This window comes from uncultured Pseudophaeobacter sp., from assembly GCA_905479575.1.
Lineage (GTDB): Bacteria > Pseudomonadota > Alphaproteobacteria > Rhodobacterales > Rhodobacteraceae > Pseudophaeobacter.
Window position 1 is genome coordinate 1 of sequence record CAJQNB010000095.1, and the last position, 21,505, is coordinate 21,505.

Below are 21,505 nucleotides of genomic sequence, written 5' to 3' on the forward strand. Positions count from 1 at the left end.
CATTTTGGCTTCAAGCCACTTTGCAAGCTTGCGACGTTCGTCCAGCTTCAGGTGACAGTAGTGGGTTCCCATTCTTCATCCTCCGTGCAACTCTCTGTTTTAGTAAAGAATTTGCACTTCGTTTGTGAATCCACCGCCGCATGAACCAGTCTCGCATAATCCATCATGTGATCGCTGTGGTAATGGGTGAAAAAAAGATGCGTAATGTCGGAGGGTTTGCGCCCGGAGCGCAGCAAGTTGTCAAACACCCCGCCGCCGCAATCAAACAAGATAACATCCTCGCCGACTTCAAGAAGGTATCCTGACGAGGCGCGGCGCGCGTAGGCTTCGGGCGAACCTGATCCAAGAATGGTGAGCTTCATCTCTTCGCCTCTGGTGGTGGGGTTGCGCCGGGTGCGCCAAGCTTCAGGGCGGCGTCGCGTCCGCCCAAACGTTCGATCAACGCAGCCTGATCGGCGAATGCCTGCGCATCTACGGCCTCGGGATCAAGTATGTCCCGCAGCGCCGCCTCCATCTCGGCCAGTTTGGCGGCATAGGCAGGATCTCCCGCCAGATCGGTCAGCTCTTCTGGATCACCTCGCATATCGAAAAGCTCGGGCGGGAAACCGACATAGTAGTTCAGCTTCCACCGCTCTTTGCGCAGCATGAAGGCACCGGACACCGCTCCGGCGGCATGGTATTCGCTCAGGATCGGGCGGCCTGGGTCATCATCGCTGGTCGCGATGGCATGGAGCGATGCGCCATCCCCGTTAAACGAAAGGCCGAAATGGTCAGGCACCGTGGCCGAGATATCCAACAAAGACACCGGCGTGTCGCAGGTCCCTGGCGCGACGTCAGGCCCAGCCATGATCATTGGAACGGCGACACTTTCTTGATAGAGGTTCGATTTGCCCCAAAGGCCACGTGCGCCGACATTGTCGCCATGGTCCGAGGTGTAGATCACCGTGGTGTTATCGCCAAATCCTACTTCGTCAAGCGACGCCATGATTTGCCCGACATTGTGGTCGAGCCAAGAGCACAACCCGTAATAGGAGGCCATCGCCTTTAGTCGCTCTTCGTTGTCCTCGAAGCGGGCTTCGCTGTCCATCATGGCGTTCTGTTTCTCGACCCAAGGGTGCCGGGGGTGGCCATCCTCCGGGTGGAGTTTCACCGGCGGCAGGCTGTTCAACGGATAGAGATCATAAAATTCCTGCGGCACGATCAAGGGGAAGTGCGGAGCGACAAGCCCAACATAGAGACACCAGGGCCTGTCGTCGCCAGAGGCGGCGCGGTCGGCAAACCACTGGCGGGTGCGTTCCGTTACGGCGGCATCGTATTCGATGTATTTCGACTGACCCGGGCCGATATATTCGCCCAGCATCCGGCCGCCTCCGGGCGGGCCGACGCGTTCGTCTTCCTTGCGGATCGAGGCCCAGACCATGCCGACACCATTCACCACCTGCATCGGGATATGCTCGGTATCAAAGCCTGCGGGATCTTCGTCAGAGCGGTAATGCAGCTTGCCGATGCTTTCGACCGGGATATGCGCGCCCTGCAATGTATGACCCCATCCCTTGGGCTCACCCGTGTAGGGCATGGCGTTGTCCCAGAGCCGATTCTCATGGACATAGCGCCCCGAGGCAAAGGCCGCCCGCGCGGGCACGCAAATCGGGCTGGGCGTGTAGGCGTCGGCAAAGCGAACCCCGCGCGCCGCCAGTGCATCAAGGTTCGGCGTCTGAACAAAAGGATGCCCGGCACAGCCCATGGCGCGGGCCTGATGTTCGTCGGACATGATGATCAGAAGGTTTGATTGGCTCATGCCGGTGTCACTCCATAAAATCCGTTTTCTCAGCGGCGAACTCGAGCTTGTCGAGAACTTTGCGGAAGGCGTCGATTTCCTCCGGTGTCAACCCGGCCCGCAGGTGGTCTTGGCGGCGGCGGGTGACCGGAAGGGCGCGGTCGAAAATTTCGCGTCCCTGTTCGCTGAGTGTCAGGTGCTGTACGCGGTGGTCGAAGCTATCGGGAGTTGACGTAATAAGACCTTGTTTTGCGAGGGTTTTTACGTTTCGGCTAAGCAACCCCTTGTCCAGCGCTGTAATGCGCGCCAGATCTGAAAGTCTGGTCTTCCCGGCAGCCCCGACAAGCGCGACAACCCGCCACTGAGCCAGCGTCAGACCCGCTGCGTCCATAAGCACACGCGCGCCCTGTGCATTCAGTTTCGCCTGCACGCGCGACAGGCGGAAGGTCAGGTATTGGTGCAGCGGAAGATCTTCCTGCAGGGCGTCTGCCTCGACTGATCTTGTGAGGGCGGTATTCATGCGCTTCTCCTTTCTTTCACCATCTCGCGAAATGGTTGTCTCGTCAACTTTATTGTTGACCGATCAACATGATTGTGCGTGACTGCGAGTAAATCCAGGGAGGAAACCATGAAACGTATTCTCAAGGCGGCTGTAGCTGCCGCCAGCCTTGCCGCAATGTCCACTGGCGCATTCGCATCCGACTGGACCCCACCGGGGCCGATTAAGCTTATGATCGCCTTCAAGGCCGGGGGCGGCGCCGATACCCAGGCGCGCCTGATCGCGGAAGATCTGGAAGCTAAGATGGGTTGGCAATTCATCCCCGAGCAAGTCACCGGTAAAGGCGGCATGAACCTTGTCATGGCGCTCAAGGATCAACCCAACGACGGCTCTGTGATCGGCATGGTTGTGACCGAGGCCATGGGCTATAACATGAAGGTCGCAGATGCAGGCGTGACGCCGTCGGACTACACCGCCATCACCACCACCGCTGGGTTCCAGATGGGCGTGGTTTCGAAAACCGACAAAGGCTGGAAAAGCTTTGACGACATGATCGCTGCCGCTAAAGAAGGCCCGCTCCGTTTCGGCGCGATGAGCCCCAAGTTGGCAGATCTGGCATACTTGTTGGGCAAGGCGCAGGGGGTTGAGTTCAACATCGTCAACGTCAAAGGCGGCAAGGGCGTGATGAACGGCGTCAATGCCGGAGACCTCGACCTAGGCTTCATGGCCGGCATCCAGGGCAAGGGCGTCGCCGTCGGAGACCTGGTCAACCTTGCCTCGGCGCTTTCCGAGCCGCTGAAGCAGACCCCCGACGCGCCGACCTTCGGCGATCTGGGGGTGCAGTTCAGCGCGGACGGCTATTTCCTGATCATCGGTCCGGGTGGCATGCCCGCCGAAGCGCGCGACGCGCTGGCAGCCGCGATTGTCGAAGTGATTTCAGCCGACGGCATGAAATCGAACGGCATGATCACCAAGGCCTTTGGCGGTCCTGCGGTGATTACCGGTGACGATGCGCAAGCCCTGATCGAAAGCGATTTCGAGGCCGCTGGCGCCCTGCTTAAGGCCGCATCTGAATAAACCAACGTCAACGGGCCCTGCCGTCGCACTGCGGGGCCCTTCTCTTTTCACCACCGGCGTGGAGTGCCCGATGCGGACCCTTGAGCGTGCAAACCTGATTCTTGGGCTCTGTGCCGTAGTCGCAGGCCTTTTGATCGCTCTAGTCTGGGTGCCTGCCGATGTCACCACCGGCATGATCGAGAAGGTCCGCAGGCAAGTGACCATCGGTGACGCGCTGGCCCCGACGATTGCCGCGGGTTTCATCGGTTTGGGCGGCGTTCTGGTCGCGCTATTTGAAAGCCCTGAGAATGCGCGGCGCATCACCCGCAGGAACCTATGGTTTCTCACCATGCTGCTGCTCACGGTCGGGGTCAGCTTCGCGATCATGCGCTGGCTTTGCCCGGCGCTTGCGAGCCTTCTCACAGAAGAAGGCTATCGCCCCCTGCGCGACACGGCTCCTTGGAAATACATCGGCTTCCTGCTCGGCGGTGCGGGCATGATCGCCGCGCTGATCTCCCTTGTCGAAGGCAGGATCACGCGTCGCGCCGTGCTGGTTGGGCTGGCCGCCGCCATCGCGCTGATCGTGGTCTATGATCTGCCGTTCGATGATCTGCTTTTACCGCCAAACGGGGATGTGTAATGGGCTGGTTTGACTATGTCTGGTTGGGTATTCAGGCGGTTTTTCAGGGGCCTGAGGCCTTTACGATCCTTGGCATCGCCATTCCGATCACCGTTCTGATGATCCTGATGGGGTTCCTCATGGGCATCGCCGTGGGGGCCACGCCGGGGTTGGCCGGACCGATGGCCATGGCCGTGGCCCTGCCGATCCTGATTTCAATTTTCGGCTTCTCACCCGACGCACTGTTGCCGGTTATGGGGTTCCTTTTGGGCATCATGAAAGGGGCCACCATTGGCGGTGCAGTGCCTGCGATCCTGTTCAACACGCCCGGTACACCCGATGCCTATATGACCACGCTTGATGGCTACCCGATGACCAAGCAGGGACAGGCGCGCAAGGCGCTGCGAGTGGCGCATTTCTCATCCGCATCGGGGGATACGTTCTCAGACATCGTTCTGATCCTCTGCGCGCCGTTTCTAGCCGTAGTGGTCGAGCGTTACCTCGACCTGCCGGAGAAAACCGCGCTGCTTATCCTGTCGCTGGCCTTCATAGCCGCCGTAATAGGTGGCTCTGTAGGAAAAGGGCTGATCTCTCTCGGCCTTGGCCTGATGGCGGCTTATGTCGGCACCGGCGAGGACTTCTATCCGCGCCTTAGCATGGGCAGTCAGACCTTGGCGCAGGGCTTCCCCATCGCCGCCGTGGTTCTGGGTGTGTTGATCCTGGGTGAGGTTTTCAAAAGCATCGAAGAGCTCTGGCAGGAAAGCCGCAAATCCGGTGCGATTACCGTCATTGAACAGAAGGGCGATCAGAAACTGCACTGGGCCGATATTCGTCGTCTGCTGCCTTATATCACGCGCTCGGCTGTGATCGGCACCGTCATTGGCGCGCTGCCCGGTATCGGCTCGACCCTTGCGGCAACGCTGGGGTATACCACGGGCCGTGCCGCCCACGCGCGAAAGGGTCGAAAGCCAGCCTTCGGCGATGGCGCTCCCGAGGGCATTGCCGCAACAGAGGCCGCCAATTCGTCCGTGTCCGGTGCTAACCTGATCCCGGTGCTCAGTCTTGGCATTCCGGGCAATGCGGCGGCGGTGTTCTTGATTTTGGCCGCAGACAGTATCGGCGGCTTCAACCCCGGCCCATCGGTGTTCCGCTTCACCGGGGACGCGGTGAACCCTGAACTGGTGATCGCCTTTGGCCTTTTCACCTGCATGATGATTGCCAACCTGCTCAATTGGACCATCGGCGGCGCCTTCATGCGCTCGATGGGCTTTATGAGCCGGATCCCGAAGCACATCCTTTTGCCGGTCGTGCTGCTTCTGACGCTGACCTCGATCTATGTGCAGGAAACCCGCATGGCCGCGATCTGGTTCACCATCGGCTTCGGCGTTCTCGGCTACCTGATGCGCCGTCTCGGGATTTCCCCGCTGCCGTTTGTCATTGCCTATATCCTTGGCGCCAAGCTCGAGGAGAGCGCCCGTCAGGCCTTTGCGGCCACCGGCGGCGATGCCTGGTTCCTGTTTGCCAGTCCGGTGTCCATCGCCTTCATGATCCTTACTGTGATGGTGATCGTCCTATCCCTTCGTAAACCTAAAGAGGCCAAGACATGACCCGCCCCAATATCCTTCTGATTTCAGCTGACCAGCAACGCGCAGATTGTTTCGGCTTCATGGGGCGCAAGGTGAAAACCCCGCATCTGGATCAACTGGCTGCCGATGGCACCCACTTTACCGCCTGCATTACGCCGTCAGTCGTATGCCAACCGGCGCGTGCGTCGATCCTGACCGGGCAGCTATGTCGCACCCACGGTGTGCATGACAACGGCATCGATCTCAATCCCGAGAAAGGTGAGAAAGGCTGGGCCGGAGCGATGGCAGCAGCGGGCTATGAGACCAGTTTTTTTGGCAAGGCGCATTTCTCGACCTATCACACTTATGATCCCACCGGCACACCCGAGTGCCTGCGCTCGTCCGCGCAATATGGCGAGGAGTGGAACGGGCCCTATATGGGTTTCCAGCACCTTGAATTGATGCTTGTCGGCCACAACTGGTGGGCCCCGGAAAAACCGCCCGCGGGACAACATTATGAACGTTTCTACCACGCGGATGGGCGCGGTGATGAGCGCACCAAGCTGATGTGGGAGAACGCGGGCGACACCAAGGGTGCCGCGCAGGTCTGGCATTCCAAGTTACCCACTGCGTATCACAACACCACTTGGACATCGGATCGGTTCATCGAGTGGTTGGGTGACGGGCGTGACGAGGAAAAACCATTTTGCACCTGGGTCAGCTTCCCCGATCCGCACCATCCCTTTGATTGCCCGGAACCATGGTCGCGGCTGCACGACCCGGCCAAGGTTGATCTGCCGGAAAATCGAACACGGAATTACGAGGGCAAACCCTGGTGGCACAAGGCCGCGATGGAGGGCGAACCGGCAGACAAGAAATACGCCGAGGTGCGCAAGCAGTATTCCCGCATCCAGCCGCAAACCGACGAGCAACTGCGCGAGATCATTGCCAACACCTATGGCCAGATTTCGTATATCGACCACGAGGTCGGCCGAATGCTGATCGCCTTGCAACAGGCCGGGTTGGATGAGAACACCATCGTGATCTACATCAGCGATCATGGCGACTGGCTGGGCGATCATGGACTGATCCTAAAGGGACCGATGCACTACGAGGGCCTGCTGCGTGTGCCGATGATCGTGCGCGGTCCGGAGGTCCGCAAGGGAGTCTCGGTCGATCAACCGGTCTCGACCCTTGATCTGGGTCCGACCTTCTATGACTACGGAGAGGCGGCCCCGCTTCAGACCCAGCACGGCAACAGCCTGCGCCCGCTTTTTGAGGACGCTGATGCCACCCGCGAATTTGCCCTCAATGAATGGGGCCTGGGTTCGGGGCGCGTGGGCGTGGCGCTGGAACTCAGGACCGTCCGCACCCGGACCCATAAGATGACGATTGATCTGAATTCGGGTGCAGGTGAACTTTATGATCTGGTCAACGACCCGAGCGAGCAAGCAAACCTGTTTGATGACCCGGCCTCGGCAGAGACACGCACATTGCTGGAAAGCTATATCGCCACACGGCCCGATGACATGCTGCCGAACCAAGAGGCCGTCGGCACTGCTTGACTGTTTATGACCAGGGCTTTCCCAGAACGGAGAAAACTAAAACAACTCAACATCAACGGCAGGTGTTTTTGATGGCGCCTGCTGGAATCTGACGATGACAGCCCGACATCGGAAAACTGTGCCGCGAAGCTCAGCTCCGTCCGGGGCTTTCGAGGCTGGAAAACGTGCGGCGAAAGTGCGGTCTTGGTTCTGGCGAAAACGGTGCCTAGGGATGACCGGTCTGCCGACATTTGCAGCGACGCTGCGTATCTTGTGCCGCAACTGCAAAACAATGCTGCGTCAGCAACATGGCAAAACACCAATGTCGGGAAAGTCCGCAGTGCTGCCCTCTAGCCAACGAAAATGCTGCACCATGTGTCCAACGGCTGCTTCGGCGAAGCTGCAACGCAGCGATTAGAGGTCTGGCCGGCGGCGGCTATGGGCCGTTCTCGACGGCCGTATCAGAACGGCGGGAAAGCTTCCGTTTGCTGCGGGTGCGACATGGAAATCTGAAGATCGCCAGAGTGGACATTCATCAATCACCTGCTCAATTCGATGGCCTCTAAAAAGGAAGGCATTGTAAGCGGTGCGCGGCCCTACACTTTCGAGCTGACGCCTGATCTGCGAATTAGAGGCTTCTTTGATTTGGGGGAGTTTCTCGATGGGATCTACAAGCGAGTTTCTGACAACGGTTCCCCGCTGAAAACGTGGTCATGTATTTGCAGCGTCCGGCGCTGTGAAATGTACGCGCTTCGTTCCTACAAAAGCCCAAATATGCAGCTTCAGGCCCCTTGGGCCTACGTTGAATGGGAAAATTTGGGCTGGCGCGATTGGGCCTGAACAGGTGTCCGTTCTCGCCTTGCCAAATCCGAAGTCGCTCTACCGTGGAACAGTTTGACATCGCAGGCAATCGTCATGCTGCGACGGCTTCTGCATATGATCGTTCAGGGTTCCTGGCCACGAGGCGGCGGTCACGCGTGTTTTAGACCGGCAAGGGCAGCTGCAAAGGCTGCGGGGCGCTGAAAGCTGGCCAGCTGTGCGCACCCGTCCATCAGGACCGCGTCACACGTCGCGTGATGTGCGATATAGGCTTGGATGTTTTCAGCCAGAAACATCGTATTTTGCGCTCCGTGGAAAAACCGGATGTGATGGGTATTGGCGACATTGTCCAAGAGTTCTTGCCAATCGCTTGCCCAGCGTGAAACGTCCTTGACCAGACGGTCGGTAGATTCAAATGAAAACCGAATGATTTCGCGCGTGATGTCATAATACTTAGGATCAGTACGGGTCAGCGCACGGTCCAGAGAACTGCTTTCGAAAAAATAATCGATGACACGCGCCTCTCCCTTGGCAGAGCGATGGAAGTTTGCGGCTATAAGACGATGGGGCAGTTTTAGAACTTCGGGAAAATAGCGTGCTGGGATGAACGTCCGGCTAATAGATTTCGGCAGGGCCATGATCTCGGCACGCCCTTTAAATGGCACGCCAGTATCTACGAGAAAAACCGCCTCAGTGCGGGTGGGGAAAAGGCGGGCAAAGGTCAATGCATATAGCCCCCCCGACGCTTGCCCGGCCACGATGGCCTTGCTGACCCCCTCTGCGTCCAGAAGCGACTGATAGTCCCGAACCATGTCTTGCATGCTTTGCGAAGCAGGTTGCGACGTGGTTTTGCCTGATCCGGGCTTCAGAGGGGCAAATATCCTAAGGCCCTCCGCTGCCAGTGCGGCGCGCAAGTCTGGCGTCAGTCCAGGCGGGTGGGTCGGCTGGATCAAAAGCACCGGTGTCCCCGTTTCAGGGCCGTAGCAAAGGTATTCAAGCACGCGGTCGTCAATTTGAAGTGTCTTGCGTGCCACATGCTGCACTAAAGCGCGCGATCCATCTTCAGTGGAATTATCAGGTGTAGAGGCCGCCAAAACCCCCAATGACGAGAGGAAGAAAGCAAGTTCCGTTTGGCCATCGACGCCAATGCGGCTAAAAACCTGCGACAATTGCGTGCGTACTGTCCGGATCGACCTTCCACGAGCCTTTGCGATTTCCGCAACTGATCCTGACGCCACAAAAGCTCGTAAGATGGCAATTTCGGTGGCAGTGAGCCCATAGGCGGATTGCAATAGCTCTTCGATCTGCCCGGTCCAGTAAGGGTGTACCAATGTCAGTTGGATCACCTCGTGTGAGGCATCGTTTGATTGTATGGAACGGCGTGCCAGAAACGAAGAGGGTTTGTCAGATCCGTCAAATTGGAAAGTGAGCAAGGCCTGTCGCCCTTCCTGCGCGTGCCCCAACAGCGCGTGCAACCTTTTGCGGTCATTGGGGTGGGCAAGGCAATCTTGCAAAGAACGCCCGGCGTCCCGTCGGGCCAAAACCCTGAAATCCTCATTTTCTGCCAACAGTGACCCGTCCGACGCCAACACGGCGGCTGGCAAAGTGTGACGGGCTACAAAATCCTGAGCCGTAGGAGGCTCATCTTTTTGCACAACATCAAAAAGCCGGTCCGCTTTCTCGAAATGCTCGGCCAAAACCTTGCGCCAGACGGGAGGTAAGGCGGCTGGTTCCTGAAGGTCCAGTGCTTGGTCAATGAAGTCGTCCATTGCGTGAAACATCGGCTCAAAGTTGGTCTCATCCGCGACCATGTCGTACAGCCCTCCCAACACACGGATAGCCGTCTGGTCAGGCGTATTGAACTTGTCGTCGTGAGAGGCGGACATCGAGAGCTTTCGAGTGAGAGACTGAAGCTAAGACCTAAATCATTTATCTGGAAATCATAATAATTTGGTCCGCATACGTCAAATGACGGATGCTACAGAACATAGAGACGTTATCGTGCTCGCGTTGCCCGAATTTGCAACAGCTTGGAGAGTTCCTGTGACTAGGTCGGCTTTCTTTTGCTTTTTGATGCTTCTGCCCGTCTCGGCCTTTGCGTGCCCCGATTTTAACTATTATCCCCTTACAAGAGAGACCTAATGAAACCCTTTCTTTTGGCGACCAGCCTCATTCTCGCCCCCTTTATCGTCAACGCAGAAGAAGATTTTTCTGATCTGATTGAACAACTTGAAAAGTTTGATGCCGCGCACATGAACCGGGGTGAATACCTCGATCAAATGGAAAACATTTTTCCAGATTTGTCCGTCGCGGCATTTTTGCTGTTCACCCGTGCGCGACCAGAGCTGAACGATTACGCCCCGGATTTTACTTGGTCTGAGGCTTATGAAGAAGCTTTTGGCTGCATGTATGACCAGACAGCTGGCGTCGGGAATTATGACGATCTAAAAGCCTACACCCAAGGCGGGTTGGTGTCGTTACAGTATCTCAGGGACAATCCTGAATTGAATTTCATGACAATGACCGAGCATCCTGAATACATGGATAGCGTCACGCCAAGCTCGGCCTATTTGACGTTGCTCAAAGACTGCGGCGTGCAGCAATTGTCCCAAGACGCTATGATGAAAAGTGGCATGATGGAAGCCCTGCAAAAGGTCGCTTCTCAATGATCCGTTTTGTCATGTTTGTTCTTGCGATTGGCTTGTCCCCACTCGGTGCTGTTGCGCAAAGCCTAGAGGAACTGCGGCCTGATTTTATTGCGGGTTGCGTGGACGGTGGCAATGACGCCCCGATTTGCGGTTGCCTCTTCGACAACTGGCGCGTCAATCTACCCGAAGATCAGCATCCGCTCGCATCGACTGCGATCACGATGTTTTTGGGGGAAATGCCACAAGACCCACAGAAAATGATGGCCGCGACGGTGCTGCTACAGGACATGACATCCGTGTTGCTGCAATGCGCATCGGGCGAATTGGAATTATCCGCACAGGACGCCCCACCACCGATCCCCCAGACAGGCGACACCATTGAGGAACAACTGCTTTATGCGCGTATCACCGGCCCCAGCGCGACCATCGCTGAAATGAACCGCTACACGGCCTTGGTTGAGGCACGCAAAGCCCGCGAACGTGCCGCAGAGCAAGGCGCCATAGCGGCGACAGAAAGCCGAGCCGACATCAACCGCAGTGCGTTGTCTGCGGACTATGAGGCCGAACTGGCCCGTATCCACGGCCGCGACATCACCGCATGGGAGATAGATGACTTCGCGTCGCTGTTCGATTTGTACTGCCGATCCGGTGGCGGCACCGAGGCGAGTTGCGCTTGCGTGTGGCCCATATTGGCAGGGCTTTCTAAATATAACGCTGTTCCCTATATGGCTTCGCGCAGTCCGGGTGATGACATCAGCTCCCGCTTGAGTGCCGCCGATTACTCCGCTGCGCCTTTCACGCTTTCACTATTCAATGAGCGCCGCGCTGTCTGCGATTGACCCCATCACATGGAAATTTGAAACATGACTCCATTATCCAAAACTCTCGGTCTTATCGTTACAACCGGGATGCTTGCGTCCCCCATCAGCGCCCAGGACACGCCCCCCGGTATCGTCGAGCGGGCTGATATATCGTTCAATGTGCGGGTTGCTGTAGAGGGTGATCCGAGTACGATTACCACAGGCATAAAAGTACGTTGCGAAATGGTTTTTGTTCAGTGGGATGGCACGCCATTCACCTACCAAAAGGAAGTAACCCTCGTGCCGAATGGTGCTACGTTCAGCCCCCAGACTGCTGATGGTTTCATAGAGGCCACAATCGTCCTTAATGATGTCGATGTGGCGGAAAATCTGAAAGAGAGTTCCGACACGAACGGATATTGGCGATGTGAGGCGATGCCAGTGGACGCGTCCTTCTCTCCCTATTTCGTTAGAGGTAGCACTGCGATACGGCCCGCAGAGGTTGGCAGTTGCCCATCGGCCCAAGGTCAAATGCGTCCTGATGGCTCCACCGATCAGCCGGTACAACGCTGCGCAAAACTTGGTGGTTAAATGGCTTCCCCATTCCACCACCCAGGTCGCGTGAAACCTCAATTATCCTGTATGCTGCCTTTGGTGGCATTGCTGACTTTCAGTCCCCTTTCGGCGCTCGTGGTGATGCCGGCACATGCGCAAGACCGCCGCGACCTAGAGGCCCGTCCTGTCGCTCGACCCGTCATCCCCGATCGGGCGAGTTCCATCGAGATAGACGCGCCTGATCTGACGATCATCGCGCGGCCTGTATCGGTGGAGATTACCATTGATGCTCCAAACCTCGTCATTGCGGCCAAACCCGTTTCGCAGGACATCGTGATCAACGTACCAGACCTCACTATTGTGGCGCGGCCCATTCCCAAAGATATGACCATTGAGGTCCCGGAGCTGACCATCGTGACCAAACCGGCGCCGCGAGATATTGTCATCGATGTTCCGGATTTGACCATCGTCTCCAGGCGCGACGAAGAGCCCGATGCGCCGCTGTCGAGCGAGCTGACGGTTACAACAGGCAAGACCACGGCAAATCAACCCGACACGCCCTCAACGACAGGTACGGTCACGTCTCCTGACACGGACCTCGACCCGCAAGGTATAGCTCAATGGTGCGTTGGCGATTTCGATGCACATATCGGGCGGGGTGTGGGGACGGCCGTGGGCTTTGCCATGCCCATTGGCGACTACATGGTTTCAGACAGTCGGGTCACCGCGCAAGATTGCCGCAATACCCTTGCGTTCAACGTCCAAGGGCAAACCGTTTTGCTCAGCCAAGGGGAAACACCTCGCAGCTATTCCGGTGGGCTTGATTTTGGTGACGGCGCCATGCGCACGCTTGTCTTACAATGCGACGAAGATCTCAACCTGCGCGGTCGACTCGTCACGGCGGACCAAAACCTGCGCATAGAACGGCCGGTTTGGTTGATCCGTAAAGCCCAAAGCCCCGCCGACATTGCAGATTGCAGCGAGCCTCCAGATGATTAGGGCTCGATCCCCTATGTCCGCGATCATCATCCCGCATCAGCAGATAGTATCGGCGGCGGGCCACCGCCATCAGTAAGGGACAAGGTTCCATTGCGAGGAGAACGGTAGCGCCGGTTTTTTCACGACAGCCGTCATTGGTGCATTTGCAGAGGACGTGCAAAGCATCCGCGATGTGCGAGTTCGACTGAGTCGGGATTTTGGCACGGCAGCGAAAGTCGGCTTTGACAGGCCACACCGCAGCACCTTGACCAATCGACGGACGTCGGCTTTGGGCCGCCCGCGAAGGCGGCCCAAGCTCTCAGATTTCGATGGCCTCTGCAATCGCAAGAGCATCTTCAAGCTCGACGCCGAGGTATCTGACGGTGCTGTCCATCTTCGTGTGGCCCAACAGCAGCTGGACTGCACGAAGGTTGCCCGTCTTTTTGTAGATTTGCGTCACCTTGGTTCTTCGCATCGAATGCGTGCCGTATGCGCTCGCCTCTAGACCAATCGACGTCACCCAGTCACGGACAATCCGCGCATATTGGCGGGTCGAGATGTGAAGCCGTTCGTGAAAACGCCCAGGCCAGAGGTATTCGGACCCGACCATGAGCGGCTCCCGCATCCACCTTACGAGCGAGGCTCGGGTTCCTTCCGAGATTTCGAAGCGCACAGGTTTCTGCGTCTTGCTTTGCAGAACCGACGCGCGCTCCTTGATCTGGCCGGAGGCCATGACATCGACGACCTTCATTTTTACCAGATCGCAGCCGCGCAGCTTGCTGTCGATGGCCAGATTAAAGAGCGCAAGATCGCGATGGTTCTCGGCCAGCTCCAGTCGAACTCTGATCGCCCAGACATGTTTTGGCTTCAAAGGGCGTTTCTGACCGACGATCCGGCCTTTGTTCCAGGCAGGGCGAAGCGCGCGAATGGCAGGTAGGTTTGGTGTTTCCATAACTGATCCTCCGATCCGCCACGCCCATCCCAACGACAACCCGACGTTGACGAAAGCAGCATATCACAAGGTGCTGCGGCGCATCTGAGGTTAGTTGTGAGCCCAGAGTCACCGATGCCGACGATGCACGAATGCCCTCTTCGGATAGGGTTACGGACGAAGCGTTACTCCCACCTTCTACCGTTGCAGGCGCGTCAGAAGACTTGATGTATCCCATTGACCGCCACCCTCATGCTGCACATCTGCGTAGAACTGATCAACAAGTGCGGCCAAAGGCGCTGTGCCACCAAGCCGTGAGACTTCTCGCAGTGCAATGCCGAGGTCTTTACGCATCCAATCAACCGCGAAACCAAACTCATATTCACCGGCAGCCATCGTCTTCCAACGGTTGGACATTTGCCATGATCCAGCGGCAGCCTCCGCGATAGTCTCCATGACCGCTGGAATATTTAGGTCCGCGGCTTTAGCCAAGGCCATGCCTTCAGCCAGGCCCTGAACAACCCCGGCAATGCAGAGTTGATTTACCATCTTGGCCGTTTGGCCTGAGCCGACATCGCCTATCCGTGTGATCTTGCGGGCGAAAGCGTCAATGGCGGGGGCGACATGATCAAAGGCCGATTGATCCCCGCCCACCATGACCGTGAGTTGGCCGTTCTCGGCTCCGGATTGCCCGCCCGATACGGGTGCATCAAGAAAATGACATCCCGTTCTTGAAGGGGTTTGGCTAACTCGCGTGCCACATCAGCAGACGTCGTGGTGCAATCGACGTAATAGGTACCGGACGACATTGCGCCAAACGCACCATCCTGTCCGACTGTCACGCCACGTAGATCATTATCCGCGCCAACACAGCTAAAAACGATTTCTGCACCAGTCGCCGCAGCAGCGGGTGTCGCAGCGGACTTTCCTCCAAATTCCTTTGCCCAAGCCGCCGCCTTCGCGGTCGATCTGTTATAAACAGTGACGTCATGACCGGCTTTGGCAAGATGGCCAGCCATCGGGTAGCCCATGACGCCAAGTCCTATCCATGCAATTTTTGTCATTGTCCGGTCTCCTTTATTTTAGCGGCCATGTCGGGCCATACGTCTCGCAAGAACACGGTCAGATCGCTTGCGCTACCCTTTGTTTTCAATGGAAATAGCAATGTGCTGACGAACCCCCGATGATAGGTCGCGTGATTGGCCAGATGGAGCAGAATATCCTCGCGGGTCATTTGTCCTTCTCCACCACCGACAAATTGAAAGGTGATGACTTCGGCCAGCTCCGCGTTGGTCCATTCTCGCGCTAATGAAACATAGTAATCATTCATCGACCGAAGGCGTTGCGCGACCTCAGAGAACGGCAGGGCTTCGGGTCGGTGTCGCGCCGTGTGTGAATGAGTGCTGCCTTCCAGATGCGCTTTGAACATTTCCGCGACGACAAGCGTGTGATCGAACGTACCCGCGATTGATTTGAAGAGCGCATCGCGAGGGGCCGAGAGCTCGGCTTCCGAAAGCTGTTGCGCTGTCTTCAGCATCACATCGTCGGCCCAGGCAGTATAGGCAGACATTCTGTGGGTGAGAGATAAGTCAGGCATAGAAAAACTCCTTGATAGCAGGGGTTTGACACAGGCATAATGCACCGAGCAAGAATTACATTGACCTCGGAGCAATATAGAGTGAAGCCATTCATGGAGATTGCAGACCGGATCGCAGGGCACATTGCGACCGGAGATTTGCCATATGGCGCGCGCCTGCCGCCTCAACGCGAATTTGCATTTGATGAGGGCATTGCGGTTTCGACCGCCAGCCGTGTCTATGCGGAACTGCGGCGGAGAGGTTTGGTGACGGGCGAGGTTGGGCGCGGAACATTTGTGGCCAACCGGTTCGCTCCACTTGATCCACTTCTGCAAGAACCATCAGGCACCGGCATTGATCTCGAAATCATGTTTCGGCTGGGGGCCCCGTCCCGCGAAGAAATAGCGGCCTCGACGGCGCGGTTTTTTAGGAGCGGACTTGCCGAACGCGCCGTCATGCCACCATCTGTCCGCGGGAGCGGTTCAGGCTTGGCAGTGTTTGCAAACCTTACAAGCGTCACACCATACGAGGTGCAGCCAAACGAGATTCTGTTGTCTGGCAACGGAAAGCAGGCAATTGCTGCTTGTTTTTCTGCGCTGGCTCCCCGTGGCGGGCGGATCGCCGTCGAAGCCCTAACATATCCCTTTGCAATTGCCGCCGCGCGTATGCTGGGGATCGAATTGGTACCATTGCCGATGGACGATGAGGGTATGAAGCCGGACGCACTCAATCACGCGGCGCAGACCGGACTGTGTGGCGTCTACCTGCAACCAACCCTGCAAAGCCCCTTGGTGCGCACCATGTCGGCACTGCGGAGGCAAGAAATTGCGGACGTATTGGAAAAACACGGTCTGTTAGCGATCGAAGATCGCGTTTACGGCTTCCTCAAACCGACCTTGCCGCTGGCGTCTTTCGCTCCGGGTCATGTGGTACAGATCGACAGCCTGTCTAAACGTCTGATGCCCGGATTGTCTTTAGGGATCATAGCAGCGCCCTCGCGGTACCAAGAAGATGTTGCGCGAGCGTTGCGTTCGGGTGGCTGGATGGCTCCGTCGCTATCGGTCGCGCTGGCGCAACACTGGATCGAGGACGGGGTGGTCGCGTCTGTTGAGGCTACGAAACGTCAGGACGCGCAGGAAATGTTCGCTATCGCATCGACTGCGTTCTCCGGGCTGGACTACAACAGCTCACCGGAAGCTCTGCATGGTTGGCTGTCCCTTCCACCATCATGGCGGGCTGAGAGTTTTACCGCAGCCTGCGCCGATCTGGGGATTGCCGTTGCACCGGGAAGCGCCTTCTCTGTGGGGAAAAGTGTCGCACCATCTGGGGTGCGGATTGCCTATTCTGCACCAGACATCACAACATGGACACATGCTTTAAAGGAAGTCGCTCGAACAGCATCTGAGGCACCAAAGCTGCAACAGATGTGAGGTGAGGCTTGGAAAAGCAGACCTCTGTTGCCGGTGTTGCAACGGCAGGTGTGTCCGCTCAGCAGACTTCCGACCATCCGGTCTCGCTGCACGATGTCATGAAGGGCCGCTTCGGACAAGCTGCGCCGCAGCGAGGCCGAACCTCTCGAAGGTCCGGAGTGGGCCGTGTTTGATGGCAACCTGGGCCACGGCCGCCGACTATGCAAAGGTCGCTATCTGCGCATAGCTGCCGTCGAATCCGAGCCGAGGGGGGCTGCCTTGGTCAGTGATCACCCCTAGAAGCGCCAGGAGGTCGGCTCCCAGCCCATTCACGACATTCATGCCTGGTGCAGAATTGGCCGGAACTCAGGCACAAGGGGAGAAAACCGGACCTTAGCTGCGCCTGCGAGGGAGCTGGGCCAGACTGGTAAAAGCGGGCATTGGAACTCTATTGGATCGAATCCTAATGCTGTGCTGCGCATCAGGGTTCGCTGTGCCCAGGGTCGCGCAAGTTGCAGGGTCGCGGCTTTACTTTTGCCAACAGTATATCCGGCGTTGATGTGTGCTTGCGTAGCCCACCCCTAGGAGCGAACAAAAGGGGCGGCCTGTTTTGGGCCGCCCTTTTTGATTTGTGAGCCTCAGAACCGGAAGCTGTACTGGAGGTTGAGCCCGAAGCTTTCATAGCCCGCAGCGCCGAGCCCGTCGTAATCGGCAGCGCCTGTGAGCAAACCGCCATTGGGCCAGGTATAGGCGAGACCAAATCGCAGTGCGGCGCGCCAGCCGGAGTAGGATGGAATGACTGTTTGTGCCACTGCGGTGCCGCTGGTTGAGGACCAAATCCCCGAGATGCCTCCAGTCAGGTCCAGCTTGCCTTTTGCCACGGTCACCGGATGCGCGACATCAAGGCCAAAGGCGGCTTGGCGTAGGTGGATCTTCTGGGCACCGATCCGATTGCCGAGGCTGTCGGTATAGGCCTTTTGCTCTTCATTGGCATAAGAGACGTCAAAGAAGGGCGTCAACAGGCTGCGACCGTAGTCGACTGTGCCCGAGAGCTTGGCCTGGGCCAGTACCCGTGTGGTGTCGAAATCATCCTCATAGGTGCCAAAGGGCGAGATCCGGTTTGAGGTTTCACCGTAGAGCAGACGGCCCTCCAGATAGAGGTTCGGCGCGGGCAGCTGGGCCACCACATAGGGGCCGGCCATCCAACCGGTGCCGCTGACAGAGGCTGCCCCGTCGTCTTGTGACTGGTGATCAAACTGCAGCATGGCACCGATCAGCAGTTGTCGATTCACCGTGATATGTCCGCCCAATACGCCAAAGGCATATCGGGTTTCCGCGCTGTCGTTCTCGCTCCAGTTACCTTTCAGGTTGAACCAGATCGGCTGACCCGAGCGCGAGGCGATATTGAAGGTGCCGACGGCGCGGGTGACCGAAACATCGACGCTGCCCTGCGGGGAACCGGCGCCAGAGAGGAAGCCGCTCAGGCCGGGCTGATTGGCGATCAGCTGATTGGCGCGCGACTGCATAAAGCCCGCGATCTGTTTCTGGGTCTCGATCGCGGTGGTGTCAGTTATCACCAGGGTATTGGATGCGGTGGTGTCGTTGCCTGCCGCATCTTCGGCGGAGGCCGCAGGCACCTGCAGGCTGATATCGCCATTTCCAGTGCCGGTGATGCGGGCGGTATAGACCGCTCCAGCCCCAGTCAGGCTTGCCACAGTGGCATTGGTCGCGGTGATATCTGTGGCGTCAAAACCAATGACGGTTTCGCTGAAGGTCACGGTCACATCAAAGCCAAGAGCGACGGATTGACCATTGGCGGGGCCACCGCTGATTACCACATCCGGCGCAGTTGTGTCGGCATTGGCAATGGTCGCCAGCGAGGTGTTGCCGCTGCTGTCTGTTGCGGTAACCTGCACATTTCCGCTGGGCTGGGCCGCTGCCGATGTGACCGAATAGCTGCCCGGTGCTGCGGCGCTGATGTTTGCACTGCTTATGGCGCGGGCAAAGGCGCGGTTGGTGGTGCCGCCCGAGGCGGTTGTCTGCTGTTGCGATTGATCGGGGAAGGTGATGGTCAACAGCGCACCGGGTTCGGTGGTGCCGGACACCATCAGGCGCTGATCAGGGAGAACGTCAATATTGGCGACTGTTGGTGCGGTGGGCGGCGAGACATCGGGTTCAGAAATGGTAACGCTAAAGCTGACCTGAGCGGCGGTATTGTCGTCTGTATCCGTGGCGTCCATGGTCACGATTGTGGTGCCAATAGGGAAGTCATAGGCGCCGCTGAGCACCGTATCGCCGACCCTGTAGGTGATCACCAGATCTCTGTCGGCGTCATCGCTGACCGCGCCAAGGCCGGTCACATCCAGCGAGGCGCTGGTGGCATTGAGCTCTGCAATCACCGTCTGGGTGTCTGGCGCTGTCAGCACCGGCGCGGCATTGCCAAAGACGGTAACGGTAAAGCTGGCCTGGCTGGCGGCATTACCGGTGGCATCTGCCGCATGCATGGTGACGGTGGTGACGCCAATGGGGAAGTCATAGGCGCCGCTGAGGACAGTCTCGCCGACCCGATAGGTGATCTCCAGATCGCTGCCGATATCATTGTCAGTCACCGATCCAAGACCAGTGACATCCAGTGAAACGGTGCTGCCATCCAGCGTGGTCTGGGCGGTCTGATTGTCCGGCGCGGTCAGCAGTGGGGCCTCGGCATCCAACACGGTGACAGTAAAGCTGGCCTGTGCGGCTGCGTTATGATCCCTGTCCGTAGCATCCATGGTGACGGTGGTGACCCCGATGGGGAAGTCATAAGACCCGGTGACTGGCTTGTCCTCGATGCTGTAGGTGATGGAAAGACCAGTATCGGCATCATCACTAACTGCGCCAAGCGTGGTGATATCCAGCGCGACAGAGGCAACCCCTGTTGGGGCGGTCACGCTCTGGTTGTCCGGCGCGGTGATCACCGGTGCGGCATTGCCAACAACAGTCACAAGGAAACTGGCCATATCGGCTTCATTTCGGGCGGCATCCTCCGCTGCCATAGTGACGGTGGTCTCGCCAATCGGGAAATCATAGGCACCGTCCAGAAGGGTACCATTCACCCGGTACGTAATGGTGATAACACTGTCGACGTTATCGGAAACCGAACCAAGGCCGGTGATATCCAGGGATACGGTGCTGCTATCCAGCACCGTTTGGGCGCTTTGATTGGCGGGCGCGGTAATTATCGGGGCCTCGGCGTCACTGACCCGAATGGCAAAGCTTTGCTGCGCGGCGGGATTATGATCCGTGTCCGTGGCATCCATGGTGACGGTGGTGACGCCGACAGGAAAAGCATAGGCGCCGCTCAGGACCGTATCGTCCACCCGGTAGGTGATAGCGAGAGAGCTATCGGCATCATCACTAACCGAGCCAAGCTCTGTCACGTCGCGTGTGTGGGTGTTTTCACCGGCATCGGTATTGGCAGAAATGGCGCCGGGGGGCGTCAACACAGGTGCGGCATTGCCAACAACAGTCACAATGAAGCTGGCCATATCGGCTTCATTTCTGGCGGCATCTTCCGCCACCATGGTGACGGTGGTCTCGCCAATCGGGAAATCATAGGCACCGTCCAGCGGGGTAACACCAACCCGGTAGGTGATGGGCAGGTCACTGTCGACATTGTCAGCCACTGACCCCAGATTGGTTACATCCAAAGATACTGTACTGCCGCCTAGTGCTGTTTTGGCGCTTTGATTGGCGGGGGCGGTGACCACCGGGGCCTCGGCGTCACTGACCCGCACGGTAAAGCTGACCTGGGTCGCAGCATTTCCGGCGTTGTCGGTGGCATCCATGGTCACGGTGGTCTCTCCAATCGGAAAGTCATAGACGCCCGACAGGGTGGTGGTGCCGATCCGGTAGACAATGTCGGCAAAACTGTCGATATCGTCAAAACCAGAGCCAAGATTTGTTACATCTAGCGCGGCAACAGACTTGCCTGTGTCGGTTGTCACCGCTTGCGTAGCAGGAGGCGTAAGCACTGGGGCGTTGTTATCGACGAGCCGGAGGGCGAGTACATAGTTCGTGTGATAAGTATACGAACCGGCACGGTAATAGTTCCCGGATGCATTTGCTAGCGTATCCCTTTTCAGCTCAAAGCTGAAGCCCATTTCGCGCGTTTCGGCAAAAGATGCCCCCACTGCCCACATCCTGGTCAACGTCACATCACTGCTATCGATGTTCAGACAATCTGCGATCGCAGTTTCGGAAATCGGCGGAGAGGAGGAGATTTGGCGACCGTACTCCCAATAAGTCGCGCTGGCGTAGGTGTCAGGAAACCCGCTCAAACGGATTAAAGCAGTGTCAGGATCGAAAGAGAGCTCCACCTCCACCCTACAATCACCAAACTCATAGGAGTCATTCTTTGCTTCGAACTCCTCGAAAGCCAGAGAAGGTGTTGGCAAAATCATCACTGCAAGTAGAGCAGCTGTCGAAGCCAATCTCCAGTTGAACCTCATCAGGGTCTCCAGTCTGAACTTGATGTCTTGTTCCGAGTACTACTCTGGCAGATGTTAGCGATTGATGAAGGCCGCCGGGTAAGTTCGAAACTTAGCCCCTTTCCCTCTGACCTGAGCCCCAAGTTTCCTCCACCTAGCGGAGAGTCCTTGGGGTTGGTTTGATGGCCCTACGCGGCCAGTTTGTCCATCGTTCCTTTCTCAGCAAATTCTCTGGGCGTCAGGTTTCCGAGCGCCGAAT

The 21,505-nt window shown here is 57.7% G+C and carries 17 protein-coding genes and 1 pseudogene; 9 read left to right on the forward strand and 9 right to left on the reverse strand.

Annotation, left to right across the window (positions count from 1 at the left end; translation table 11 throughout):
* Nucleotides 1-47: 47 nt before the first annotated feature.
* Genes QZ268_RS19865 through QZ268_RS19875 form a run of 3 tightly spaced genes read right to left on the reverse strand, consistent with a single transcriptional unit; the run spans nucleotide 48 to nucleotide 2,297 of the window.
* A complete protein-coding gene (locus QZ268_RS19865; protein ID WP_295455921.1) occupies nucleotides 48-362 on the reverse strand; it encodes an MBL fold metallo-hydrolase in 315 nt (104 codons plus the stop codon).
* Nucleotides 359-1,798, reverse strand: coding sequence for a sulfatase-like hydrolase/transferase (locus tag QZ268_RS19870; protein ID WP_295455923.1), 1,440 nt, complete (start codon nucleotides 1,796-1,798; stop codon nucleotides 359-361). The genes QZ268_RS19865 and QZ268_RS19870 overlap by 4 nt, the downstream gene beginning before the upstream one ends.
* Nucleotides 1,799-1,805: 7 nt before the next feature.
* Nucleotides 1,806-2,297, reverse strand: coding sequence for a MarR family winged helix-turn-helix transcriptional regulator (locus QZ268_RS19875; protein WP_295455925.1), 492 nt, complete (start codon nucleotides 2,295-2,297; stop codon nucleotides 1,806-1,808).
* A 108-nt stretch (nucleotides 2,298-2,405) separates the two neighbouring features.
* Between QZ268_RS19875 and QZ268_RS19880 the strand changes: the two genes are divergently transcribed.
* From QZ268_RS19880 to QZ268_RS19895, 4 genes are all read left to right on the forward strand, one after another.
* The gene (locus tag QZ268_RS19880; RefSeq protein WP_295455927.1) at nucleotides 2,406-3,353 is read left to right on the forward strand and encodes a tripartite tricarboxylate transporter substrate-binding protein; all 948 of its coding nucleotides are present in this window, start codon (nucleotides 2,406-2,408) and stop codon (nucleotides 3,351-3,353) included.
* A 70-nt stretch (nucleotides 3,354-3,423) separates the two neighbouring features.
* Nucleotides 3,424-3,972 (forward strand): hypothetical protein, encoded by a 549-nt coding sequence (locus QZ268_RS19885; RefSeq protein ID WP_295455928.1) that lies wholly within the window; start codon nucleotides 3,424-3,426, stop codon nucleotides 3,970-3,972.
* On the forward strand, nucleotides 3,972-5,558 hold the full coding sequence (locus QZ268_RS19890; RefSeq protein WP_295455930.1) for a tripartite tricarboxylate transporter permease: 1,587 nt from the start codon (nucleotides 3,972-3,974) through the stop codon (nucleotides 5,556-5,558). The genes QZ268_RS19885 and QZ268_RS19890 overlap by 1 nt, the downstream gene beginning before the upstream one ends.
* Nucleotides 5,555-7,081: a sulfatase-like hydrolase/transferase gene (locus QZ268_RS19895; protein WP_295455932.1), complete on the forward strand. Its 1,527-nt coding sequence runs from the start codon at nucleotides 5,555-5,557 to the stop codon at nucleotides 7,079-7,081. Before QZ268_RS19890 ends, QZ268_RS19895 begins: the two co-directional genes overlap by 4 nt.
* A gap of 950 nt (nucleotides 7,082-8,031) precedes the next feature.
* Here QZ268_RS19895 and QZ268_RS19900 read toward each other — a convergent pair.
* Complete coding sequence (locus tag QZ268_RS19900) at nucleotides 8,032-9,765, reverse strand: LuxR C-terminal-related transcriptional regulator (RefSeq protein ID WP_295455934.1); 1,734 nt, start codon at nucleotides 9,763-9,765, stop codon at nucleotides 8,032-8,034.
* A 255-nt stretch (nucleotides 9,766-10,020) separates the two neighbouring features.
* On the opposite strand from QZ268_RS19900, the gene QZ268_RS19905 reads away from it, so the two are divergent.
* From QZ268_RS19905 to QZ268_RS19920, 4 genes are read left to right on the forward strand one after another with little or no spacing between them, the layout of a single operon-like run.
* Complete coding sequence (locus QZ268_RS19905; protein ID WP_295455936.1) at nucleotides 10,021-10,548, forward strand: hypothetical protein; 528 nt, start codon at nucleotides 10,021-10,023, stop codon at nucleotides 10,546-10,548.
* Nucleotides 10,545-11,366, forward strand: a complete 822-nt coding sequence (locus tag QZ268_RS19910) for a hypothetical protein (RefSeq protein WP_295455938.1) — start codon at nucleotides 10,545-10,547, stop codon at nucleotides 11,364-11,366. The genes QZ268_RS19905 and QZ268_RS19910 overlap by 4 nt, the downstream gene beginning before the upstream one ends.
* A 24-nt stretch (nucleotides 11,367-11,390) precedes the next feature.
* On the forward strand, nucleotides 11,391-11,918 hold the full coding sequence (locus QZ268_RS19915) for a hypothetical protein (protein ID WP_295455940.1): 528 nt from the start codon (nucleotides 11,391-11,393) through the stop codon (nucleotides 11,916-11,918).
* A complete protein-coding gene (locus QZ268_RS19920; RefSeq protein WP_295455942.1) occupies nucleotides 11,919-12,881 on the forward strand; it encodes a hypothetical protein in 963 nt (320 codons plus the stop codon).
* Nucleotides 12,882-13,179: 298 nt separating this feature from the next.
* Here QZ268_RS19920 and QZ268_RS19925 read toward each other — a convergent pair whose 3' ends face one another.
* The 4 genes and pseudogenes from QZ268_RS19925 to QZ268_RS19935 form a co-directional block, all read right to left on the reverse strand.
* Nucleotides 13,180-13,812: a tyrosine-type recombinase/integrase gene (locus QZ268_RS19925; protein WP_295455944.1), complete on the reverse strand. Its 633-nt coding sequence runs from the start codon at nucleotides 13,810-13,812 to the stop codon at nucleotides 13,180-13,182.
* A 177-nt stretch (nucleotides 13,813-13,989) separates the two neighbouring features.
* Nucleotides 13,990-14,340, reverse strand: a complete 351-nt coding sequence (locus QZ268_RS20245) for an NAD-binding protein (RefSeq protein ID WP_349376567.1) — start codon at nucleotides 14,338-14,340, stop codon at nucleotides 13,990-13,992.
* Between the two features lie 87 nt (nucleotides 14,341-14,427).
* Nucleotides 14,428-14,855: pseudogene (locus tag QZ268_RS20250) on the reverse strand (NAD(P)-dependent oxidoreductase); the annotation flags it as partial.
* The gene (locus tag QZ268_RS19935) at nucleotides 14,852-15,388 is read right to left on the reverse strand and encodes a DinB family protein (RefSeq protein ID WP_295455946.1); all 537 of its coding nucleotides are present in this window, start codon (nucleotides 15,386-15,388) and stop codon (nucleotides 14,852-14,854) included. The gene QZ268_RS19935 and the pseudogene QZ268_RS20250, both read right to left, overlap by 4 nt.
* Before the next feature lie 93 nt (nucleotides 15,389-15,481).
* Here QZ268_RS19935 and QZ268_RS19940 point away from each other — a divergent pair, with 93 nt between their 5' ends.
* A complete protein-coding gene (locus QZ268_RS19940) occupies nucleotides 15,482-16,798 on the forward strand; it encodes a PLP-dependent aminotransferase family protein (RefSeq protein ID WP_295455948.1) in 1,317 nt (438 codons plus the stop codon).
* Nucleotides 16,799-17,415: 617 nt separating this feature from the next.
* Here the strand turns inward: QZ268_RS19940 and QZ268_RS19945 are convergent.
* Entirely contained in the window at nucleotides 17,416-20,763 is a 3,348-nt protein-coding gene (locus QZ268_RS19945) for an HYR domain-containing protein (RefSeq protein WP_295455950.1), read from the reverse strand.
* Between the last annotated feature and the right edge of the window lie 742 nt (nucleotides 20,764-21,505).

Bases quoted from the DNA above. Each gene is read 5' to 3' on its own strand.
- QZ268_RS19890 (WP_295455930.1), top strand. From the start codon at position 3,972: ATGGGCTGGTTTGACTATGTCTGGTTGGGTATTCAGGCGGTTTTTCAG.
- QZ268_RS19935 (WP_295455946.1), bottom strand. From the start codon at position 15,388: ATGCCTGACTTATCTCTCACCCACAGAATGTCTGCCTATACTGCCTGG.
- QZ268_RS19875 (WP_295455925.1), bottom strand. From the start codon at position 2,297: ATGAATACCGCCCTCACAAGATCAGTCGAGGCAGACGCCCTGCAGGAA.
- QZ268_RS19920 (WP_295455942.1), top strand. From the start codon at position 11,919: ATGGCTTCCCCATTCCACCACCCAGGTCGCGTGAAACCTCAATTATCC.
- QZ268_RS19900 (WP_295455934.1), bottom strand. From the start codon at position 9,765: ATGTCCGCCTCTCACGACGACAAGTTCAATACGCCTGACCAGACGGCT.
- QZ268_RS19925 (WP_295455944.1), bottom strand. From the start codon at position 13,812: ATGGAAACACCAAACCTACCTGCCATTCGCGCGCTTCGCCCTGCCTGG.
- QZ268_RS19905 (WP_295455936.1), top strand. From the start codon at position 10,021: ATGAAACCCTTTCTTTTGGCGACCAGCCTCATTCTCGCCCCCTTTATC.
- QZ268_RS19880 (WP_295455927.1), top strand. From the start codon at position 2,406: ATGAAACGTATTCTCAAGGCGGCTGTAGCTGCCGCCAGCCTTGCCGCA.
- QZ268_RS19885 (WP_295455928.1), top strand. From the start codon at position 3,424: ATGCGGACCCTTGAGCGTGCAAACCTGATTCTTGGGCTCTGTGCCGTA.
- QZ268_RS19865 (WP_295455921.1), bottom strand. From the start codon at position 362: ATGAAGCTCACCATTCTTGGATCAGGTTCGCCCGAAGCCTACGCGCGC.
- QZ268_RS19915 (WP_295455940.1), top strand. From the start codon at position 11,391: ATGACTCCATTATCCAAAACTCTCGGTCTTATCGTTACAACCGGGATG.
- QZ268_RS19940 (WP_295455948.1), top strand. From the start codon at position 15,482: ATGGAGATTGCAGACCGGATCGCAGGGCACATTGCGACCGGAGATTTG.
- QZ268_RS20245 (WP_349376567.1), bottom strand. From the start codon at position 14,340: ATGGTAAATCAACTCTGCATTGCCGGGGTTGTTCAGGGCCTGGCTGAA.
- QZ268_RS19910 (WP_295455938.1), top strand. From the start codon at position 10,545: ATGATCCGTTTTGTCATGTTTGTTCTTGCGATTGGCTTGTCCCCACTC.
- QZ268_RS19870 (WP_295455923.1), bottom strand. From the start codon at position 1,798: ATGAGCCAATCAAACCTTCTGATCATCATGTCCGACGAACATCAGGCC.
- QZ268_RS19895 (WP_295455932.1), top strand. From the start codon at position 5,555: ATGACCCGCCCCAATATCCTTCTGATTTCAGCTGACCAGCAACGCGCA.